This window comes from Herbaspirillum autotrophicum (genome assembly GCF_001189915.1).
Classification (GTDB): domain Bacteria; phylum Pseudomonadota; class Gammaproteobacteria; order Burkholderiales; family Burkholderiaceae_D; genus Herbaspirillum; species Herbaspirillum autotrophicum.
This window is the reverse complement of sequence record NZ_LFLS01000028.1, coordinates 52714-71311: the sequence shown is the minus strand read 5'-3', so window position 1 is coordinate 71311 and position 18598 is coordinate 52714. Positions and strand designations below refer to the sequence as shown.

17 protein-coding genes and 1 riboswitch are annotated in these 18598 nt (G+C 56.6%); of the genes, 5 read left to right on the top strand and 12 right to left on the bottom strand.

Going from position 1 to position 18598, the window contains the following annotated elements:
* Positions 1-187 precede the first annotated feature (187 nt).
* From AKL27_RS19655 to AKL27_RS19625, 7 genes are all read right to left on the bottom strand, one after another.
* Positions 188-427, bottom strand: coding sequence for a hypothetical protein (locus AKL27_RS19655; RefSeq protein WP_050464563.1), 240 nt, complete (start codon positions 425-427; stop codon positions 188-190).
* A gap of 439 nt (positions 428-866) precedes the next feature.
* Positions 867-1745 carry a phenylalanine 4-monooxygenase gene (phhA, locus tag AKL27_RS19650; protein ID WP_050464562.1) on the bottom strand — a complete coding sequence of 293 codons (879 nt, stop codon included), beginning with the start codon at positions 1743-1745 and terminating at the stop codon, positions 867-869.
* Between the two features lie 91 nt (positions 1746-1836).
* A complete protein-coding gene (locus tag AKL27_RS19645; protein ID WP_083439168.1) occupies positions 1837-2538 on the bottom strand; it encodes a GNAT family N-acetyltransferase in 702 nt (233 codons plus the stop codon).
* A gap of 51 nt (positions 2539-2589) precedes the next feature.
* Complete coding sequence (locus AKL27_RS19640; protein WP_050464561.1) at positions 2590-3813, bottom strand: multifunctional CCA addition/repair protein; 1224 nt, start codon at positions 3811-3813, stop codon at positions 2590-2592.
* A gap of 9 nt (positions 3814-3822) precedes the next feature.
* The gene (locus AKL27_RS19635; RefSeq protein ID WP_050464560.1) at positions 3823-4521 is read right to left on the bottom strand and encodes a glutathione S-transferase family protein; all 699 of its coding nucleotides are present in this window, start codon (positions 4519-4521) and stop codon (positions 3823-3825) included.
* Positions 4522-4580: 59 nt separating this feature from the next.
* On the bottom strand, positions 4581-5549 hold the full coding sequence (locus AKL27_RS19630; protein ID WP_050464559.1) for a complex I NDUFA9 subunit family protein: 969 nt from the start codon (positions 5547-5549) through the stop codon (positions 4581-4583).
* A 91-nt stretch (positions 5550-5640) separates the two neighbouring features.
* Positions 5641-7593: a lytic transglycosylase domain-containing protein gene (locus tag AKL27_RS19625; protein ID WP_050464558.1), complete on the bottom strand. Its 1953-nt coding sequence runs from the start codon at positions 7591-7593 to the stop codon at positions 5641-5643.
* Positions 7594-7619: 26 nt separating this feature from the next.
* Between AKL27_RS19625 and AKL27_RS19620 the strand changes: the two genes are divergently transcribed.
* Positions 7620-8201, top strand: coding sequence for a 5-formyltetrahydrofolate cyclo-ligase (locus AKL27_RS19620; RefSeq protein ID WP_050464557.1), 582 nt, complete (start codon positions 7620-7622; stop codon positions 8199-8201).
* A 71-nt stretch (positions 8202-8272) separates the two neighbouring features.
* Here AKL27_RS19620 and metF read toward each other — a convergent pair whose 3' ends face one another.
* The 4 genes from metF to metK form a co-directional block, all read right to left on the bottom strand.
* Complete coding sequence (gene metF / locus AKL27_RS19615; RefSeq protein WP_050464556.1) at positions 8273-9115, bottom strand: methylenetetrahydrofolate reductase [NAD(P)H]; 843 nt, start codon at positions 9113-9115, stop codon at positions 8273-8275.
* Positions 9116-9137: 22 nt separating this feature from the next.
* On the bottom strand, positions 9138-9488 hold the full coding sequence (locus AKL27_RS19610) for a phage holin family protein (protein ID WP_050464555.1): 351 nt from the start codon (positions 9486-9488) through the stop codon (positions 9138-9140).
* Positions 9489-9584: 96 nt separating this feature from the next.
* Positions 9585-11012, bottom strand: coding sequence for an adenosylhomocysteinase (gene ahcY, locus AKL27_RS19605; protein WP_050464554.1), 1428 nt, complete (start codon positions 11010-11012; stop codon positions 9585-9587).
* Between the two features lie 29 nt (positions 11013-11041).
* Positions 11042-11115: riboswitch (S-adenosyl-L-homocysteine riboswitch) on the bottom strand.
* Positions 11116-11237: 122 nt separating this feature from the next.
* Complete coding sequence (gene metK, locus AKL27_RS19600; protein WP_050464553.1) at positions 11238-12401, bottom strand: methionine adenosyltransferase; 1164 nt, start codon at positions 12399-12401, stop codon at positions 11238-11240.
* Between the two features lie 177 nt (positions 12402-12578).
* Here metK and AKL27_RS19595 point away from each other — a divergent pair, with 177 nt between their 5' ends.
* From AKL27_RS19595 to dapF, 3 genes are read left to right on the top strand one after another with little or no spacing between them, the layout of a single operon-like run.
* Positions 12579-13427, top strand: coding sequence for a lysophospholipid acyltransferase family protein (locus AKL27_RS19595; protein ID WP_050464552.1), 849 nt, complete (start codon positions 12579-12581; stop codon positions 13425-13427).
* Positions 13424-14299 carry an LpxL/LpxP family acyltransferase gene (locus tag AKL27_RS19590; RefSeq protein WP_050464551.1) on the top strand — a complete coding sequence of 292 codons (876 nt, stop codon included), beginning with the start codon at positions 13424-13426 and terminating at the stop codon, positions 14297-14299. Before AKL27_RS19595 ends, AKL27_RS19590 begins: the two co-directional genes overlap by 4 nt.
* 43 nt (positions 14300-14342) lie before the next feature.
* Complete coding sequence (gene dapF / locus AKL27_RS19585; RefSeq protein WP_050464550.1) at positions 14343-15194, top strand: diaminopimelate epimerase; 852 nt, start codon at positions 14343-14345, stop codon at positions 15192-15194.
* 2 nt (positions 15195-15196) lie between these two features.
* Here the strand turns inward: dapF and AKL27_RS19580 are convergent, their stop codons facing one another.
* A complete protein-coding gene (locus AKL27_RS19580; RefSeq protein WP_050464577.1) occupies positions 15197-16783 on the bottom strand; it encodes a tetratricopeptide repeat protein in 1587 nt (528 codons plus the stop codon).
* A gap of 367 nt (positions 16784-17150) precedes the next feature.
* Here AKL27_RS19580 and AKL27_RS19575 point away from each other — a divergent pair, with 367 nt between their 5' ends.
* Positions 17151-18440, top strand: coding sequence for a porin (locus tag AKL27_RS19575; RefSeq protein WP_050464549.1), 1290 nt, complete (start codon positions 17151-17153; stop codon positions 18438-18440).
* The last annotated feature ends 158 nt before the right edge of the window (positions 18441-18598 follow it).

Here is an 18598-nt window from a genome sequence, read left to right as displayed (position 1 = left end):
GAGCAAAACAGTTTCTTTTTTAATGTGACTACACTAGCACAAGGACGGAGATGGCGCTACGCACGGCGCAACATCCGGAACGCCGCGACTCGCAAACAAGATGCGGCGAGGACCGGAAAAAACAAATTCAAAACAAGTCACCAATCGTCATTGGCAAGCGGTTCCTGATACAAACAATCCATCACGATCAGCCGAGGCCGGCTTGATCATCATCCTTGTCGTTGGGATCCCAAGGCTGGAAAGCGCCGGAACCCGGACTTGGCCGAATATTCACGCCCGGCCCCGACGGCACGCTGCCCGGGCTGCCGCTGCCACTGCTGCTGCCATCGGGACACGGCTTCGCCAGACCACTTTGGTACATACCATGCCAAGGAGGCGCCCAACCGCCACTGACATGCGCCAACACCATTGCATTTACTTTTTCCATGCATCCTCCATTCGTAAACAGATAAGAAATTTGAAATGTACGCAGTGCAAAACGTACCCAACCATCTTATTGAGCGCGTAGTTATTTTCAACGGAGCAACGCTGATAATGTTTTTATCCGGGAATATTGCGTGATGCAGCTCGCTGCTCTTCGCTTTACATTCGCTTTACATTGTTGTCGCAAAAAAATAGCCCGTGTCTTCGCAGAAACGGGCAGATAGCCGGCGCAGAACTTACTTGAAAAAATGGCAACGGACGCAGTTGTAACAGCAAGTAAATGAAAGAGAAGCGCGCTGCAAACCGGCGTCTAATAGCTTGCAGGAGTAAAGGATGGGCGCATGTAATACCGGGCCCGGCACCTTCTCGTGACTACTTTCCTCCTCTAGTGTTGAACAGCCTCACTAGCTTGCGGACCCCGTTTTGCGCCGGGTCCGCTTTTTTCATGCAACGATCAGATTGGTTTCCGCGGGCAACAGCGTGTCTGCCGGCAGAGCATCACATGCCTTGAGCTTTTGGTACAAGGCAGTGAAATCCGGCGCCGTGTCATTGAACAATTGCTGAAAATCCTGAATCACGAAATAGGTTTCCTGATACGAGTCAATCTTGTACAAGGTGCGCATGACGCGTTCGACATTGAAGGGAATGCGGCGCGGCGCCGGATTGGTGAGGCAATATTCGATCTCGCCGCCGGACGACAGGATGCCGGCGCCATAGACCCGCAAACCCTCAGGACTCTGAATCAGTCCGAACTCGATCGTGTACCAGTACAGCCGCGCCAGAAATGCCAGCCCATCCAGCTTCAGGGCTTTCAGACCGCCTTTGCCGTATTCCTGCAAATGTTCGGCGAAAATCGGATTGAACAACAATGGCACGTGGCCGAAGAAATCATGAAAGACATCGGGTTCGACAATGTAGTCGAACTCATGTTCTTCACGCAGCCAGACCGTCACCGGAAAGCGACGGTTGGCCAGATGTTCGAAAAAGGTCTGATCCGGCACCAGTCCCGGCACCGCCACCAGCTCCCAGCCGGTCGCCTTGAACAGGGCTTCGGTGGTGCGATCGAAACGCGGAATGCCGTCCGACACATCCAGCGCATTGAGACTTTCCACGAACACGTCGCAGGCGCGTCCCGGAATCAGGCGCGCCTGGCGCTCATATAACCGGCGCCACAACTGATGTTGTTGCGGCGTATAGGCATCCCAGTTCTGCGCTACGACAAAGCGCTCGTCAGCATGGGTATAGTCGCCGCGCAACGCGCCGCTGTCGGATTTGGCAGCGATGCTGGCAAAAAAATCGTCGGTAGAAGCCTTGGTATTCATGAATATCTTAAATCTTTGCAATACAAGCATTATGCGCCGTTTTCAGGCGAGCAGCCTGCCTGAGGCCACGATGACAGGAGCACATTGCAGGTTACTGCCGCTCACCTTTGGAGAGACTGCCGATCCATTTGAACAGGGCGCGCATGTTGGCCTTGACGAAATAATCGAGCGTTGCGACCTGCTCTTCCATGGCTTCCTGAAAGACGGTGGCGGAATTGGCCGGCTTCAGTTTGAGGTAAGCATCGGCTTCACCGAAATCGCGATGGATTTCCATGCCGGCCTTTTTGGCGATATGCATCATCACCTTGTTGGAGGACAGGCAATGCATGTACAGGGTATCGACATCGACATTACGGCAACGTATCGCCGCCCGTTCAAACAATTTGGATCCGACGCCCATGCCGCGGGCCGCGGCCGAAACCGACACGCCGAATTCCGCGACCTTGGCCTTGATGGTGGCGCCGCTCACCGGTGATTTTTCACGCGGCGCGAAAGCCAGATGACCGACGCCGAGCAAACGCAATTTGCGGTCGTAGACGCCGAAGACGGTGTCACGCGAAAAGTCGATATTTTCAACGTAGCGCGTCACCAGTTCATCCGACAGCTTGGAACCGAACCGCAGCAGACGGTCCTTTTCTTCGAGCGCCAGAAAATGGCGCAACAATCTGCGGCGTGCACGCGGCGACAACTCTTTGACCAGAATCATCGGCCGCTCTGGCGCGCCATGCGCACCCGCCGGCGTAAAGCGGCCGGCAGTCAGCTTGGCAAACAGATTGGAAAAGACATTGGGCATCAAAGGGGACCGCATGCAAAAGAAAGCAGTGTATTACGAAATATCGTGAAATCAGCGGTTTACCGCGATATATGCCGCTACCGCCGCAGTTCTGGCGGCTTGCACCGCTTCTGCGATACGTTGTGGCTGCGCCTGATGCTGCGCGGCAATGGCGCCGGCATCGACCTGTCGCGCGGCCTGCAGCGCAGCTTCGAGATAGGCGGCCTGGGGAAATGGTCGTTGTTCGAAACCGGTACGACCACAATGATCGCATTGGGCAGCGCGCAACATGTCGACAAAGCGCTCCGGTTTGCGGAAGGCGTCGCAACGCCCGAGCAGCGTCACGATGGTCGCCGGCCGCAACTCAAAGGCGCGCCCGACATTGCCATGTTCACGCGCGGTAATGCGCGCCAGATCGCGGCAATCATTCGGTACCTTGAGACGACTGCAAACCGTTTCCAGCAATTTGACGCTGCGCGCCTCATGACCGTGATGACTGGGCCATTCGTCAGCGGGTGTGGTGCCTTTGCCGAGGTCGTGCATCAATGCGGCAAAGCGAATTTCCAGCGAAAAATCTTGCCGCGCCGCGTAGTCGATCACTAGCATGACATGCACGCCGGTATCGATTTCGGGATGATGTTTTTCAGGTTGTGGCACGCCCCACAACACGTCCAGTTCCGGCAGCAGCCGGGCCAGCGCGCCGCAATCACGCAAGACTGCAAACATGCGCGACGGTTGCCGTTCCATCAATCCGCGCGCCAGTTCCTGCCAGACCCGCTCCGGCACCAGCGCATCGACTTCACCTTGTGCCACCATGGCCTGCATCAGCACATTGGTTTCGGGCGCTACCGTGAAATCGGGAAAGCGGGCGGCAAAGCGCGCCAACCGCAGAATGCGTACCGGATCTTCGGCAAAGGCGGTCGAGACATGACGGAATATTCTGGCATCGATATCGCGTGCACCGCCGAACGGATCGGTCAGCGTGCCATCGGCGGCGCGCGCCATGGCATTGATGGTGAGGTCGCGCCGCACCAGATCCTGCTCCAGCGTGACGTCGGCGTCAGTATGAAATACAAAGCCTTTGTAGCCCGGAGCAGTCTTGCGTTCGGTACGGGCCAGTGCATATTCTTCCTGCGTCTCGGGATGCAGGAACACCGGGAAGTCCTTGCCTACCGGCCGAAATCCCTGCGCCACCATCTGTTCTGGTGTGGCGCCGACGACCACGTAATCGCGGTCGCGCACAGGCAAGCCAAGCAACTCATCGCGGACTGCGCCACCGACGGTATAGATTTCCATGCTGCGGTATCAGTGATCAGGCAGCACTTCAGTTTCCGCCAACGCTGCCGTGATCCAGCGCGCCACCGCAGGATGTGCAACCACGCGGTCGCAATAGGCCTGCAAGGCTGGTGCCAGCGACACCTGATAGCTGCGAAAACGCATGACGACTGGTGCATAAAAGGCATCGGCAATCGAGAAGTCGCCAAACAGAAATTCGTGATGTCCGAATTGGGCCAGACAATCTTCCCAGATTTCACACACGCGACCGATATCGCCTTGCGCTTCCGGGGTGCGGCCCTGGCCCGGATAGCGACCGCGAATATCCATGCCCATGGCGCTGCGCAAACCGGTAAAGCCGGAATGCATTTCGGCACAGATGCTGCGCGCTACGGCGCGTGCCGCCACATCTTGCGGCCACATGCCGCGATCGGGAAATTGTTCGGCCAGATATTCGCAGATCGCCAGCGAATCCCAGATCGTGGTTTCGCCATCGAGCAGGACCGGCACCCGGCCGGCAGCGGAAAATTCGGCAATCCGGTTGCCGGTATCGGGCTGATCCAGCACGATGCGAATTTCCTTGAAGGGGATATCAAAGGCCGTTGCAGCGACCCACGGACGCATTGACCAGGAAGAGTAATTCTTGTTGCCGATCACCAGTGTCAGCGAATTTTTTCCGGCTTTTCTTAATGTTTCCGACAACACCGGGTCAAGTTCTGTGTTTTGCATCGTCTGTCCTTAAATAAAATTCGCTGCCGGGCATAACGGCTCAGCGTATCGCGCATCACTCAGCGCTTGGCGTTGCGCCGGAAGGCATCCAGTTGCTGCTGCGTATGCACTCCGGCCAGATAACGCGGCGCAATCGATTCCAGCGCGGTCGGCGTCAAGCCCGGTTCAGCGGCGGGGGCATCGGCGGCGACACTGTCGATTTGCAGCGATGCCAGATTATCCCGGCTCATCATGCGTCCGGGCAAGTACTCCAGCGCCCAGGCCTGCAAATAAGCCCATGCCGGCGGCAAACCCAGGATGGTGCGCGGGTGACCGGCATAGACGCCAGCCAGATGAACCAGCTCGCGCAAACTGTAAACAGTGGGGCCCACCAGATCATAACGCTTTCCGCAATATCGATCCTGCCGCAATGCCTGCACGATCACCTGCGCCACATCGCCGACATACACCGGCTGGAACTTGCTGTCGGCACCAGCCAATGGCATCAGCGGCAAACGCTTTTGCAGGCTGGCAAACATGTTCAGAAAATTATCGCCCTCGCCGAATACGACCGAAGGCCGGAATACGGTAGCCGCGACGGCAGGAGAAGAGAACGCGGCCGTTTCGCCATCGGCCTTGGAGCGCAGATACATCGACGGTGCCTGCGCGGAAGCGCCAAGGGCACTCATGTGCAGATAGCGCCCCACACCCTGACGTGCACAGGAGGCGACTATCCGGCGCGGCAACGCCACATGTGCCGCCTCAAAGCCGGCGCCATAGGCACTGCCTTTTGCACCTTTCCTGCCATGCAGGATGCCCACCAGATTGATCACCACGTCGGCATTGCCAATGAGCGCATCGAGCACCGCATCGTCATGGACATTCACCTCTGTCAGGCCGACCGTCGGCATCACCAGCAAATGCTTGGCACGCTCGTAACGCCGGGTCGGCACCGTCACCCGGTAATCCGTACCGCGCGCCAGTTGCGCCACTACCCTGCTACCGATAAAACCGGAACCGCCGATTACGAGAACATTCTGGTGCGCCATACACGGTCATCACTTTCGTCGTGGATTCTTCGTTCTTTCGCCATCCGGCAGGGATGCACCATGCAACCATGCCTTGAACCTGAACCAGTCGTCAGGGCAAATCAGTCGGCGTATTCGCACGCGGAGCAACCTGGCCCAATCGCTGTTTGAGTGATTGCGGCTTGCCCTCGAACAACGCGGCGTAATAGGTGGCGTTCGACATCACGTTCTTGACGTAACCACGCGTTTCGGTAAACGGAATCGATTCCGCAAAGATAGCGCCTTCGACCGGACGGGCCAGGGTCGAACGCCAGCTGCGCGGACGTCCCGGGCCGGCGTTGTAGGCCGCGGTCGCCAGCGGTTGCGAGCCATCCAGATTGCCCAGCACCATGTTCAGATAGCTGGTACCAAGCAAGAGGTTGGTATTGATGTCATTGATCTGATCCGGCGTGAATTCCACCAGGCCGATTTTCTTGGCGACAAACCGGGCGGTGGCCGGCATCAGCTGCATCAGGCCGGAAGCACCGACATGCGAACGCGCATTCTTGATGAAGCGCGATTCCTGACGGATCAGGCCATATACCCAGGCAGTTTCGAGACCCAGCGGACGCGTGTTGGCCGACATTTCTGTCAGATGCGGCGCCGGAAAGCGTTGCGTGAAATCCATTTCCGTCCTGGTGCGGTCGGAAGTATTGACCATGCGGTCCAGCACATCGTTTTGCCGTGCAAATTCTGCTGCCGCCAGCAATTGGCGGTCATTCATCTTGCGCAACTCCCAGTTCCATTCGCGAATGCCCTCGAAACGCATATTCAAATCGTAGAATTTGAATGCCCGTTTGAACCCGCTGTTTTGGGCCATCGGCGCGATTTCAGCGGCGGTTGCCGGGGTCGGTCCGGGCGGAATCATGATTTTCTGACCCAGCTCTTCCGTTGCCAGCTGACCGTAGAAACTGATATTGGAAGCAATGGCCTGGAATTGCTTCTGCGCCGCTTCGTTTTGTCCACCTTCTTGCTGTGCACGACCGAGCCAATAGGTCCAGGTAATGTCACTGCGCAACGCCGGTGGCATCGCTTCAATCGTCGACTTCACCAATTTCCAGTCACCGGCGCGCAGCGCCATGCGTACCTTCCACTGGTAACCCTCATTCGACAACTGTGCATCTTTGGTCTTGCGCCAGTAATCGATGGCTTCCGGCGCCAGCTTCATCGACGCCGGCAAGGCAATTTGGGCCCAGCCCAGCGCTTGTTCTTGCGCCGTCAGCTTGCTGCCGCCATCGCTGAGAAAACTGGCGGCCTGTTGCGGATTGTTCTTGGCCGCGCGGCCCAGCGCAATGATGTACAGCTCATGGCTGGTACGTCCACGGCCGGGACCGCGCGCCAGTACCAATGCCGGTTTATCGGTCGCCTGCTGCAACGAAGTGTCGCCGTTATCGGTAAACAGCGCAGCGCGACGGGCGACGTTATTTGCGCCGGCTTCGGCGGCCTGCCTGATCTGTGTCCACACATCGTTATCGTCAAACTGATGATTTTGCGCCAGCGTCGCGATCAGGTCGCTGCAACCCTGACCATAATCTTTGGGCGACACCAACAAGGCGCGCGCCTCGTCGGCAACATTCTGTCCCTTGAGGGCTCGGGAATTGAGTGCGAAGCATTTGACCTGTACATCGTCGTTCAGTACAAATTGCGGGTATTGTTCATCGAACACGGTCCAGTCGCCACGTTTGCCCAATGCCAGCAACCAGTCGTTACGCAAGCGATCGGCAATGGCACTGCCTTCATAACGCGTCAGGAAGTCCCGAATCTCGGATTCCGTTGCGCTAAAGTCGCGAATGCGCGGTTTCAACCGATAATAGTCGACGTAGGAAGCAATGGCGTAGTCCGGCAAACGTGCGGCCAGACTGGCGGCGGTGGCTGAATCATCGCTGCGGGCGGCATCGCGCAGCGCCAGAAAGATATCATCTGGAGTAGCGCCGGCAGGCAAACGTTTTTGTGCTTGCACCGGCAACGCGAAACAGACGGCGGTGGCGATACTGGCAGCGATAGCCAAACATTTCTTTAATTGCATTCTTCTATGACCCCGGATTGGAACAAATGACAACACCTAGCATAGCACGCGGCTCTGCTTTGCCCGCCACCGATGCAGTGGCAAAAAAAGCCTTGCGCGCCCGTTTGCTGGCGGCCCGTCGTGCGTTGCCGGCAGCGGAAAAAGCAGCGGCCGACGCGATTATCTGCGCCCGCATTCTGGATTGGTGGCAAGCACACCCGGTAACCAGCCTCGGGGTCTACTATCCGATCCGCAATGAGCCGGATTTGCTGCAAGCCTATAACGCGCTGAACGCACAAGGGGTGCACCTGTCGCTGCCAAATATTCTTGGTCCGGATCAGGGACTGGAATTCCTGAGCTGGAAACCCGGCGAGGCCTTGATCAAGGATGCACTGGGCACATCAATTCCCGTCGATGGCAAACACACAATACCGCAGGCATTATTGATTCCCTGTGTCGGTTTCAATGCCGGCGGCTTCCGGCTGGGCTACGGCGGCGGCTTTTACGACCGCACGCTGGCGCCTGTCCCGCGACCGCTCACGATCGGCATTGCCTATGCGGCCGGGCAGGTTGATTTTATCGGTGCCGCCCACGACATCGCACTGGATCTGATGATCACGGAAGGCTGACCCCGTCCGCGCATGAAAAAGCCGGCTCTTGCAAGCCGGCTTCGCCACTGCATATGCATCCATCCGGACGATCAGGTCGTCAGACGTTGCCAGATAGCCAAGGTGGCCGCCGGCTGATTGAGCGTATAGAAATGCAAACCGGGAGCGCCACCTTCCAGCAACTGCTCACACAATTGCGTCACCACATCCAGACCAAACGCCCGGATTGATTCCGCATCGTCGCCGTAACTGGCCAGCTTGAGGCGAATCCAGCGCGGGATTTCAGTGCCGCACATATCGGAAAACCGCATCAGCTGCGAGTAATTGGTGATCGGCATGATGCCCGGCACGATCGGAATATTGACGCCCAGTTTCTGGCTGTCTTCGACAAAACTGAAATAGGCGTCGGCATTGTAAAAATACTGCGTGATTGCTGCGTTCGCGCCGGCCTGTACCTTGGCCGCAAAGTGCCGCACATCATCTTGCGGCGACTTGGCCTGCGGATGCATTTCAGGATAGGCACCGACTTCGATATGAAACCATTCGCCGGTTTCCTGGCGAATGAATTCGACCAGCTCATTGGCATACCGGAATTCACTCGAAGCGGCATCCATCGCGCCATATCCGCTCGGCAAATCGCCCCGCAAAGCGACCAGACGGGTAATGCCGTGCGACTTGTATTCATTCAGTATGTCGCGCAAGGCCGCACGCGAACTGCCGAGGCAAGACAGATGCGGTGCTGCCGCGTGTCCTTCGCCCATGATTTCCAGCACGGTATCGAGCGTACCTTGCTGGGTCGAACCGCCGGCACCGAAAGTCACGGAGAAATACTTGGGACCCAGCTCCGCCAGCCGGGCCCGGGTAATGCGCAGTTTCTCCACGCCTTCCGGGGTCTTGGGCGGAAAGAATTCAATACTGAAATTATGTGGTTTCATTTATCTTCAACCTGAAACTGGGTTATCTGCCACGCGCACTGAGCAGCAAGGTGGACAAAGCCCATGACACGATGCTGTAAAGCAAGGCACCGCCAACTGCCGACCAGAAACCGGCCACATGAAAACCACCCACCAGTTGCGCCACGACCCAGAACATCAGTCCATTGATGATCAGGATGAACAGTCCCAGCGTCAGCATGGTTACCGGCAACGTCAGCAAGACCAGCACCGGTCGCACGATGGTATTGACGAATCCGAGAATCAGCGCCGCAATCAATGCTGCGCCAAAACTGTCGACCTGCACCGAATGCAGCAGATACGGAACCGCAAGCAGCGCCAGCGCGTTGATAAGCCAGGTGATCAGCAATAACATGGGATTTCCTTTTTCAGCGTTGGAGGTATCACCGCAAGCCGGGCGCAACCTGCCGTGCGCCGCGACTTCCGTGTTGACCGCTACTCGTTGCCGAGATTAATAACGGTAGTGTTCCGGCTTGTATGGGCCGACTTTCTGCACACCGATATACGATGCCTGCTCTTCTGTCAGTTCAGTCAGTTGCGCATTCAATTTCTTCAATTGCAGGCGCGCGACCTTTTCATCCAGATGCTTGGGCAAGGTATAGACGCCAACCGGATACGACTTGGTGTTCACAAACAGTTCGATCTGCGCGATGGTCTGATTGGCGAATGACGAGCTCATCACGTACGAAGGATGGCCGGTGCCGCAACCGAGATTGACCAGGCGACCTTCTGCCAGCAGGATGATGCGCTTGCCGTCAGGGAAGATGATGTGATCGACTTGCGGTTTGATGTTTTCCCAGGTGTATTGCTTCAATGCAGCGACTTCGATTTCATTGTCGAAGTGACCGATGTTGCAGACAATAGCCTGATCTTTCATGCGCTTCATGTGGTCATGGGTGATCACATGATAGTTGCCGGTGCAGGTGACGAAAATGTCGCCGTGCTCAGCCGCGTATTCCATGGTCACGACACGATAGCCTTCCATCGCCGCCTGCAATGCGCAGATCGGATCAACTTCGGTTACCCACACCTGGGCCGACAAGGCACGCATGGCCTGGGCCGAACCCTTGCCGACATCACCGTAACCGGCGATCACGGCAACCTTGCCGGCGATCATGACATCGGTGGCGCGCTTGATGCCGTCCACCAGCGATTCGCGGCAGCCGTACAGGTTGTCGAACTTCGACTTGGTGACGGAATCATTGACGTTGATGGCTGGGAATGCCAGCTTGCCATCCTTGTGCATTTGATACAGACGATGCACGCCAGTCGTGGTTTCTTCTGTCACGCCCTTGATTTGCGCCAGACGCGACGAGTACCAGTTGGTATGCGCAGCCAAGCGTTTCTTGATCGAATTGAACAGGCAGATTTCTTCTTCCGAGGTCGGATTGTTCAGAACCGATGCGTCTTTTTCGGCACGGGTACCCAGATGCAGCAGCAAGGTAGCATCGCCGCCGTCATCCAGAATCATGTTGGCTTGTTCTTCACCCGGCCATTCGAAAATGCGGTGCGTGAATTCCCAGTATTCATCGAGCGATTCGCCCTTGTATGCAAACACTGGCGTACCGGCATCGGCAATCGCTGCCGCGGCATGATCCTGCGTCGAATAAATATTACAGGAGGCCCAACGCACCTTGGCGCCGAGTGCTTCCAGTGTCTGAATCAGCACGGCAGTCTGGATCGTCATGTGGATCGAACCGGTGATGCGTGCGCCCTTGAGCGGCTGGGCCGCGGCGAATTCTTCGCGAATCGCCATCAGGCCAGGCATTTCAGTTTCGGCGATGCGGATTTCTTTGTGACCCCATGCTGCCAGTGTCAGATCGGCAATTACGTAGTCTTGGGAAGAGGTATTGGAAGTAGTCATTACTGCGGCGTTCATCACGCCCTCCTTTCAAATTAAGAAAAAAAGAAACGTGAGCGCAGTTGCGGTGTAACGGTATCAAGCCTGGCAGGAGTTTCCTGTCGCAACGCTCCTTGATACGGAAAGGCATTGTAAAACACTTTTTGTGCGAAATGCCAACGCACATCATGCAATTCTTCTTGAATCATGAATCCCCGGAGCAGGCTTGCACCTGTCCCGGGAATACATGACTTAAACCATTACTCAGAAGCCGGCAGCTGCTTTCAGTGCCGCGGCCTTGTCAGTACGTTCCCATGTGAACTCCGGTTCTTCACGGCCGAAGTGACCATAGGCAGCGGTCTTTTGATAGATCGGACGCAACAGATCGAGCATCTGCACGATGCCCTTCGGACGCAGGTCGAAATACTCAAGCACCAGTTGCGCCAGCTTTTCATCGCTGACCTTGCCGGTACCGAAGGTGGTGACCATGACCGATGTCGGCTTGGCAATACCGATTGCATACGACACCTGAATCTGGCAACGCGACGCCAGACCGGCGGCCACGATATTCTTTGCCACATAACGGCCGGCGTAGGCAGCCGAACGGTCAACCTTGGAAGGATCCTTGCCGGAGAATGCGCCGCCGCCGTGCGGTGCTGCGCCGCCGTAGGTGTCCACAATGATCTTGCGGCCAGTCAGACCACAATCGCCTTGCGGCCCGCCGATGACGAAACGTCCGGTCGGGTTGATCAGGTAGCGGGTATTCTTGATCCATTCAGCCGGCACCACAGGGCGAATGATTTCTTCGATCGCCGCTTCTTCAATTGCCTTGTGTTCCATTTCCGGCGAATGCTGGGTCGACAGCACGATGGTATCGATTGCCACCGGACGGCCATCCACATACTTCAATGTAACTTGCGATTTGGCATCCGGACGCAGCCAAGGCAAACGGCCATCCTTGCGCAATTGCGACTGGCGCTCAACGATACGGTGCGCGTAATAAATGGCGGCCGGCATCAGTTCCGGTGTTTCGTCACAGGCATAGCCGAACATCAAGCCCTGATCGCCGGCACCCTGATCGAGATCGAGGCCCTTGCCTTCATCCACGCCTTGCGCGATGTCAGGCGATTGCTTGTCGTACGCCACCAGCACTGCGCAGCTCTTGTAATCAATACCGTAATCCGCATTGTCGTAGCCGATGCGTTTGATGGTTTCGCGTGCAACATCGATATAATCGACATTGGCGCGTGTGGTGATTTCACCGGCAAGCACGACCAAGCCGGTATTGCACAGCGTTTCAGCAGCAACACGGGATTGTGGGTCTTGGGTGAAGATGGCATCCAGAATCGCATCGGAAATCTGATCGGCGACCTTGTCGGGGTGACCTTCAGAAACGGATTCGGAAGTAAAGAGATATTCGTTGGACATACGCAGGCTCCTGCATTAAAGATTAACCATGTCGCGGCCAATCCATTGAGCCTGCGACGCTTTAGCGAATTTTGTATCCCGTCTCGCAAGTTGTCATTAACTCGACGGCTTTGTGCTATTTTACGCCTCTTGAAAAAAATCGGCAATTTCCCACGAAGTTCCCTGTTAACGGCAACTATGCTTTTTTCTTTATTCCGCCTGCTCTCATTCTTGCCGTTGCCAGTATTGCATCTGATCGGTGGCGTCACCGGCTGGGTGGTTTATCTGGCGTCCCCCTCTTATCGCAGGCGCCTGAAGCAAAACATTACGCGCGCCGGCTATCGTCAACATTTATCCAAAGCAATAACCGAATCCGGCAAAGGCATCTTTGAACTGCCGTTTGTCTGGTGTGCATCCCCGGACCGTGTATTGCGTACCGCCCGCATCGAAAACTGGGGCGTGGCGCAGGCCGCGCTCGACGCCAAGACCGGCGTCATTTTTCTGACGCCGCATCTGGGTTGTTTTGAAATCATTGCCCAATCGATTGCGACCCAGACCTCGCTGACTGCGCTGTATCGGCCGCCCCGCAAGGCCGCGCTGAAGCCGTTGATCGAAGGCGCCCGTGCGCGCGCCAATCTGCATCTGGCGCCGGCCAATCTGTCCGGCGTGCGCAGTTTGCTCAAGGCCCTCAAAAAGGGACAGGCCATCGGTTTGTTGCCGGATCAGGTGCCGCAACACGGTGAAGGGGTATGGGCGGACTTTTTTGGCAAAGCCGCTTACACCATGACGCTGTCAGCCAAACTGCAACAGATGAGCGGTGCGCCGATCATCTTGTCGTATGCCGAACGTCTTTCCTTTGGCCGCGGTTTCGTGATTCGCTTCGTCGCCTTCGAAGAAATCCTGGGCGACACCCCGGAACGGCAAGCCCGCGCCATCAATCTGGCCATGGAAAAACTGATTGCGCGCTGCCCGGCACAATATATATGGAGCTATAACCGTTACAAAACCCCGCCCGGTGTGGCAGCAGCGCCGGAGTCCGGCGCATGAGGGCATTGATTGCATTGATGTGGCTGCTGCACTGGTTGCCGCTGCCGATACTGGGACGTCTCGGCGAGGCACTTGGCTCGTTGCTGTTCATCATCATGAAGCCACGCCGGCATATCACGCTGACCAATCTGCGCCTGTGCTTTCCGGAAAAAAGCGAGGCCGAGCGCACCGTCATCGCCAGACAACATTTTCAGGCCTACGCCCGCAGCGCACTGGAACGCGGCATTTTATGGTGGGCTTCGGAAGCACGTCTGAAGCGTCTGATCAAGGTTGAGCCGGGGGTGCCATTCGAGACTTTGTCATCCGGGCCGACCATCTTGCTGTGTCCGCATTTTGTCTGCCTTGAAATACCGGGTATCGCGCTGGTGCTGAATTCGCAATTTTCGGTCTGCACCATTTACTCCCGCCAGCAAAACAAAATCGTGGACGACGCTCTGCTCAAGGGACGCTCGCGCTTTCGTCCCGTCACGCTGCTGGCGCGGGAAAAAGGAGTCAAACCGATCATCCGCGCCATGCGCGAAGGCTTGCCATTCATCATGCTGCCCGACATGGATTTCGGTATCCGCGATGGCGAGTTCGTACCGTTTTTCGGTGTCCCGGCGGCAACATTGAGCGCGCCGGCACGGATTGCCGCTGCCACCAATGCCAATGTGATTCCGGTCATCACCACCTACCTGCCCGGTTACAAGGGCTGGAAGACCACTTTTTATCCGGCGTGGGAAAACTATCCGGGCGACGATATTCTGGCGGCAACACGTCGCATGAATGCATTCATTGAAGACCGCGTGCGGGAAACCCCGGCCGAATACTTTTGGGCGCACAAACGCTTCAAGACCCGCCCACCAGGGTTGCCCGACGTCTACGACAAATAAATACAGCGCCCACCTGATATAGAAGAGCGCTCTATAATCCAGTATGAAAATCAAATTCACCAAGATGCATGGCGCCGGCAATGACTTTGTTGTCATCGACGCCATCAACCAGCAAATCGACCTCAGCCCGGCGCAGTGGAAGTTCATCGCGGACCGGCGCTTCGGCATTGGTGCCGATCAGATGCTGGTGGTAGAAAAACCGCAATCGGCCGATGTCGACTTCCGTTATCGGATATACAACGCCGATGGCGGCGAAGTTGAACAATGTGGCAACGGCGCCCGCGCCTTTGCACGCTTCGTCAGCGACAAAGGCTTGACCGCCAAACGAGCCATTCGGGTTGAAACCATGTCCGGGATTATTGAACCGACGCTGGAAAGCGATGGCCGTGTCACGGTCGATATGGGCGCACCGATATTGACTCCGGCCCAGGTACCCTTCAATGCGAATGGACTGAGCGGCAAAAACGAAGGCAACGATATTTTGTGGCCACTCGATGTCAATGGCCAGACTACCTGGATTTCAGTGGTCTCCATGGGCAACCCGCATGCCGTGCAAATCGTTGACGATACGGAAGCGGCCCCGGTATTGACCGATGGCCCGGTGATTGAACATCACCCGCGCTTCCCCAACCGGGTCAACGCCGGTTTCATGCAAATCGTTGATCGTCACTACATCAAATTACGGGTATTCGAACGCGGTGCCGGCGAAACCCTGGCCTGTGGCACCGGTGCTTGCGCTGCAGTAGTAGCAGGCATTCTGCGTGGCTTGCTGGATGCACCGGTGGCGGTGCAAACACACGGTGGCGAACTGGTAATCAACTGGGATGGCGCCGGCCAGTCAGTCAAGATGACCGGACCGGCGGTCTCCGTATTCGAAGGCGAGATCGAGCTCTGATCTCACTCCGGCACGGGATCGGCGACCTCGTCAGCCGCTTCCGCCATTGCCGGCAATGCCGTCTTCAAACGATAGAGGCGTTGCCGGTAATTCCCTTCCGGTCCACTCAGGCTGCAATCGACATCTTCGAACAAGCGCCCGATACGATTCAGCGCCTGTCGCTCTTCACCGGTCTCTATTAATATGAGGCGACGTTTGCTGCGGGTGTAATAAGCGCGGATATCCACTACCAGACAATGTCCGCAGTCGGCTTGATGCAAATCGATCAGCAAGGCCTCCGGACGTGTCAGTCCGAACAAGATTGCCAGTTCGATACGTGCCGCCAGAAATGGGTAGGCATTCATCAGTTCACGCGTCAATTGCTCCCGCGCTTGCAGCGCCCACGGAGCCGGGGCCGAGCGATCAGCAATTTTGGCCAGCAAGTCGCCGGCATTGGCGTTGCCTTGGGCACTGGCCTTTTGCAACCAATACACCGCACGCACATCATTGGCAGGATCGTCACGCCGGTTGCGCCAGGCACTGACACCACATTCCAGTTGCGCCTTGGCATGTCCCATTTCGGCTGCGCGCTCCAGATAATGCTGAGCGTCTGCCAGATTGCGCTGGGAAAACTCGGGCTTCAGATAAATGCGCGACAACGCATACCAGGCCGCCGCCTGGCCGCGCTCACCGGCGAGGGTCAGCCAGCGTATCGCTTTCTTATAGTTGGCTGATCCCAATCCGGGAAAGGTGCGTTCGCCATCCTCGTCCATGCGTGCATACAACAATCCGAGCGACAGTTGCGCCGCCTTGTCATCTGCATAAGAGGCAAGCTCGAGAATTTCCTGCACCTCATCGATATCCACTCGCTTGCCACGCAGCAATACCGTTGCCAGCCGGGACAACACATTGATATTGTCAGCGCCCAGTTGCTGCGCCAATACTGCCGAAGGCGCGTTCAATTGCGGCAACTCCTCACGGTGCTGTACCAGCAGGCTGCGCGCCAGCGGCAACGCACGCTGCAAGAAACCCTCCCAGTCGCCGCGCTGCCATGCCTCATCCGCCAGCACTTGCTGGGCTTGCTCAACGCCCGCATCTGCCGCCCTTTGCGCCCAAGAGGCGCCGGCCGGGGCCGATACCTCCGGATCCGCCTCCGGATCCGCCTGCGAGGCGACTGCGCCACCCGCGCCGTGCTGCGCCAGCAACCACTGCGCATCCGCCATGCCGGCATGCGCTGCCGCTTCCAATGCCTTGATCGCCTTGCCATGCATCTGCATGGCTGCTGCCTGAGCCCCGTTCAGTAGTACCAAACGCGCAAACACCAGACCCGCCTGAATCAGGCCGGCATCGAAAGCCCGTTCATACCAGACCGCAAAATCCAGTGGTTTCGACTGCTGTGCCACGACTTCATAACTGATATGTTCGCCGATCAACAACCAGGCATCCGCCATATCCTGTCGTGCAGCTCGCTCCAGCCAGTGCAGGGCAGTGGCGTAACTCTGTGGCAGACCATTACCGCCAAACAGATAGCGCCGTCCCAATGCCAGTTGCGCCTCCGCCTTGCCTGCCCGTGCCGCACGAATAATTGCCAGATCCTCGCGATTCGCCATCAGCCCATCCAATTCAGCATCAAAACCAAAATTATCCTCCATAAGCAGGATTTGTTTTTTAAAGAAACAATATTGCCGGTGAAGCGCAACATTTAAACAACGATCCCGGCCGAAACAAGGGTTAACAACATCCCACCGGCTGCACCCGATGATTTACAAATCCGACAAGCCTGCGCATCCGATCCGGAAGAAGTTTTCGCCCCAAGCGTCAGAAAAAAACAACACTCCTTCGGGAGTTTGCTGATTTCAACCAAATTTTCACGGCGCAAACGACCAATCTGAGGCGTCGCCCAGTGAGAACCCTTAATGTCTCACCATCCGACTAGATGTACGGATCCTCAAGACTATTTTTATAGAAGGATGTCAAATGAAAAAATCTCTGCTTGCACTGGCCGTTCTCGGCGCGTTTGCAGGTGCTGCACAAGCACAAAGCTCCGTTACTATCTACGGTATCGTTGATACCGGTATCACCTACACAAGCAAAGTTGGCAGCGTCGCAGGCACTCCTCAAGCGACAGCAACTGGCAGCCGTTTCGGCCTGAATTCTGGCATTCTGCAAGGCTCCCGTATCGGTTTCAAGGGCGTTGAAGATCTGGGCGGCGGTTTGAGCGCAGTGTTCAACCTGGAAGCTGGTTTCCAAAACGACACAGGCGCAATGCAAGGTGCTGATGCATCGACACCATCGAGCCTGTTCCGTCGCAAGTCGGTTGTTGGTCTGCAAGGCGGCTTCGGTGCCGTTCTGGCCGGTCGTCAAACTGATATCCTGGACGACATCGGTGGTTCGATGACTGGCGTTGGCGATTTCGGCGGCGTTATTTCTAACGTTGGTTCCGGTCTGTCGCGTCTGCAAGGTACACGTACTAACAACTCGATCCGTTACAACACCAACAATCTGGGTGGCTTCACCGGTAGCCTGATCTATGGCTTCGGCGAAACAGCTGGCTCGGCATCTGCTGGTCAAGCATGGGGTCTGGGCGGTAAGTACGAAAACGGTCCTTTGGCATTGGCTGCAGCTTACTACCAAGCTAAAGCTAACGGCGCTAGCACTTTGAACAACGCCGGTGCTGCTGATACTAGCATCACATCGACAACACTGAACTCCGCATACGCTAATCCTAACGTTAGCGGCACAGTGCTGAAGACTTGGACTCTGGCTGCTGCTTACCAAATCGGCGCCGCCAAGATCTACGGTAACTGGTCCCGCGTGAAGCAACCAGGTGCAGCCGCTACAGGTTACGGCAGCTTTGCAGCAGCTTCGGCAGCTCCAGCTAACTTCTTGGGTTCAACTTCGGGTACTGTTGCTCCTAACGCCGGTTCGAACACTGGTTACACCATCGGTGGCAGCAACATGGACAAGGCTGACTTGTTCGAATTGGGCGGCAACTATGCGTTGTCCCCATCGTTGAAGCTGCTGGCCAGCGTGCAACACTCGCGTCTGAACTTCGTTGGTGCTGACAGCAAGGGTAAGCTGACACAGATCAACCTGGGTACAGACTACTGGCTGTCGAAGCGTACAGATATCTACGCTTTCCTGTCGAACCTGCGTGCTAGCAACGCTTACAACCCAGGTATCGGTGCCAGCTCGATCGGCTCCGCTCCTTCCGGTGCAGATGCTAGCCAAACAGCTGTTAGCGTTGGTATTCGTCACAAGTTCTAATTTAAGTAGCTGATTGCGCAACGTTCATTCGTTGAGAAATCAGTAACTTGATTGGAAATTGAAGGGCTTGCATGAGCAATCATGCAAGCCCTTTTTTCTATGGCCTCGCCCGGAAAATATCGTCCGCCAACATGATGCCAAGGAGAGTCCTCCGACTG

Coding starts and splice junctions, on each gene's coding strand:
- AKL27_RS19655 (WP_050464563.1), bottom strand. CDS start 427: ATGGAAAAAGTAAATGCAATGGTGTTGGCGCATGTCAGTGGCGGTTGG.
- phhA (WP_050464562.1), bottom strand. CDS start 1,745: ATGAATACCAAGGCTTCTACCGACGATTTTTTTGCCAGCATCGCTGCC.
- AKL27_RS19645 (WP_083439168.1), bottom strand. CDS start 2,538: ATGCCCAATGTCTTTTCCAATCTGTTTGCCAAGCTGACTGCCGGCCGC.
- AKL27_RS19640 (WP_050464561.1), bottom strand. CDS start 3,813: ATGGAAATCTATACCGTCGGTGGCGCAGTCCGCGATGAGTTGCTTGGC.
- AKL27_RS19635 (WP_050464560.1), bottom strand. CDS start 4,521: ATGCAAAACACAGAACTTGACCCGGTGTTGTCGGAAACATTAAGAAAA.
- AKL27_RS19630 (WP_050464559.1), bottom strand. CDS start 5,549: ATGGCGCACCAGAATGTTCTCGTAATCGGCGGTTCCGGTTTTATCGGT.
- AKL27_RS19625 (WP_050464558.1), bottom strand. CDS start 7,593: ATGCAATTAAAGAAATGTTTGGCTATCGCTGCCAGTATCGCCACCGCC.
- AKL27_RS19620 (WP_050464557.1), top strand. CDS start 7,620: ATGACAACACCTAGCATAGCACGCGGCTCTGCTTTGCCCGCCACCGAT.
- metF (WP_050464556.1), bottom strand. CDS start 9,115: ATGAAACCACATAATTTCAGTATTGAATTCTTTCCGCCCAAGACCCCG.
- AKL27_RS19610 (WP_050464555.1), bottom strand. CDS start 9,488: ATGTTATTGCTGATCACCTGGCTTATCAACGCGCTGGCGCTGCTTGCG.
- ahcY (WP_050464554.1), bottom strand. CDS start 11,012: ATGAACGCCGCAGTAATGACTACTTCCAATACCTCTTCCCAAGACTAC.
- metK (WP_050464553.1), bottom strand. CDS start 12,401: ATGTCCAACGAATATCTCTTTACTTCCGAATCCGTTTCTGAAGGTCAC.
- AKL27_RS19595 (WP_050464552.1), top strand. CDS start 12,579: ATGCTTTTTTCTTTATTCCGCCTGCTCTCATTCTTGCCGTTGCCAGTA.
- AKL27_RS19590 (WP_050464551.1), top strand. CDS start 13,424: ATGAGGGCATTGATTGCATTGATGTGGCTGCTGCACTGGTTGCCGCTG.
- dapF (WP_050464550.1), top strand. CDS start 14,343: ATGAAAATCAAATTCACCAAGATGCATGGCGCCGGCAATGACTTTGTT.
- AKL27_RS19580 (WP_050464577.1), bottom strand. CDS start 16,783: ATGGCGAATCGCGAGGATCTGGCAATTATTCGTGCGGCACGGGCAGGC.
- AKL27_RS19575 (WP_050464549.1), top strand. CDS start 17,151: ATGAAAAAATCTCTGCTTGCACTGGCCGTTCTCGGCGCGTTTGCAGGT.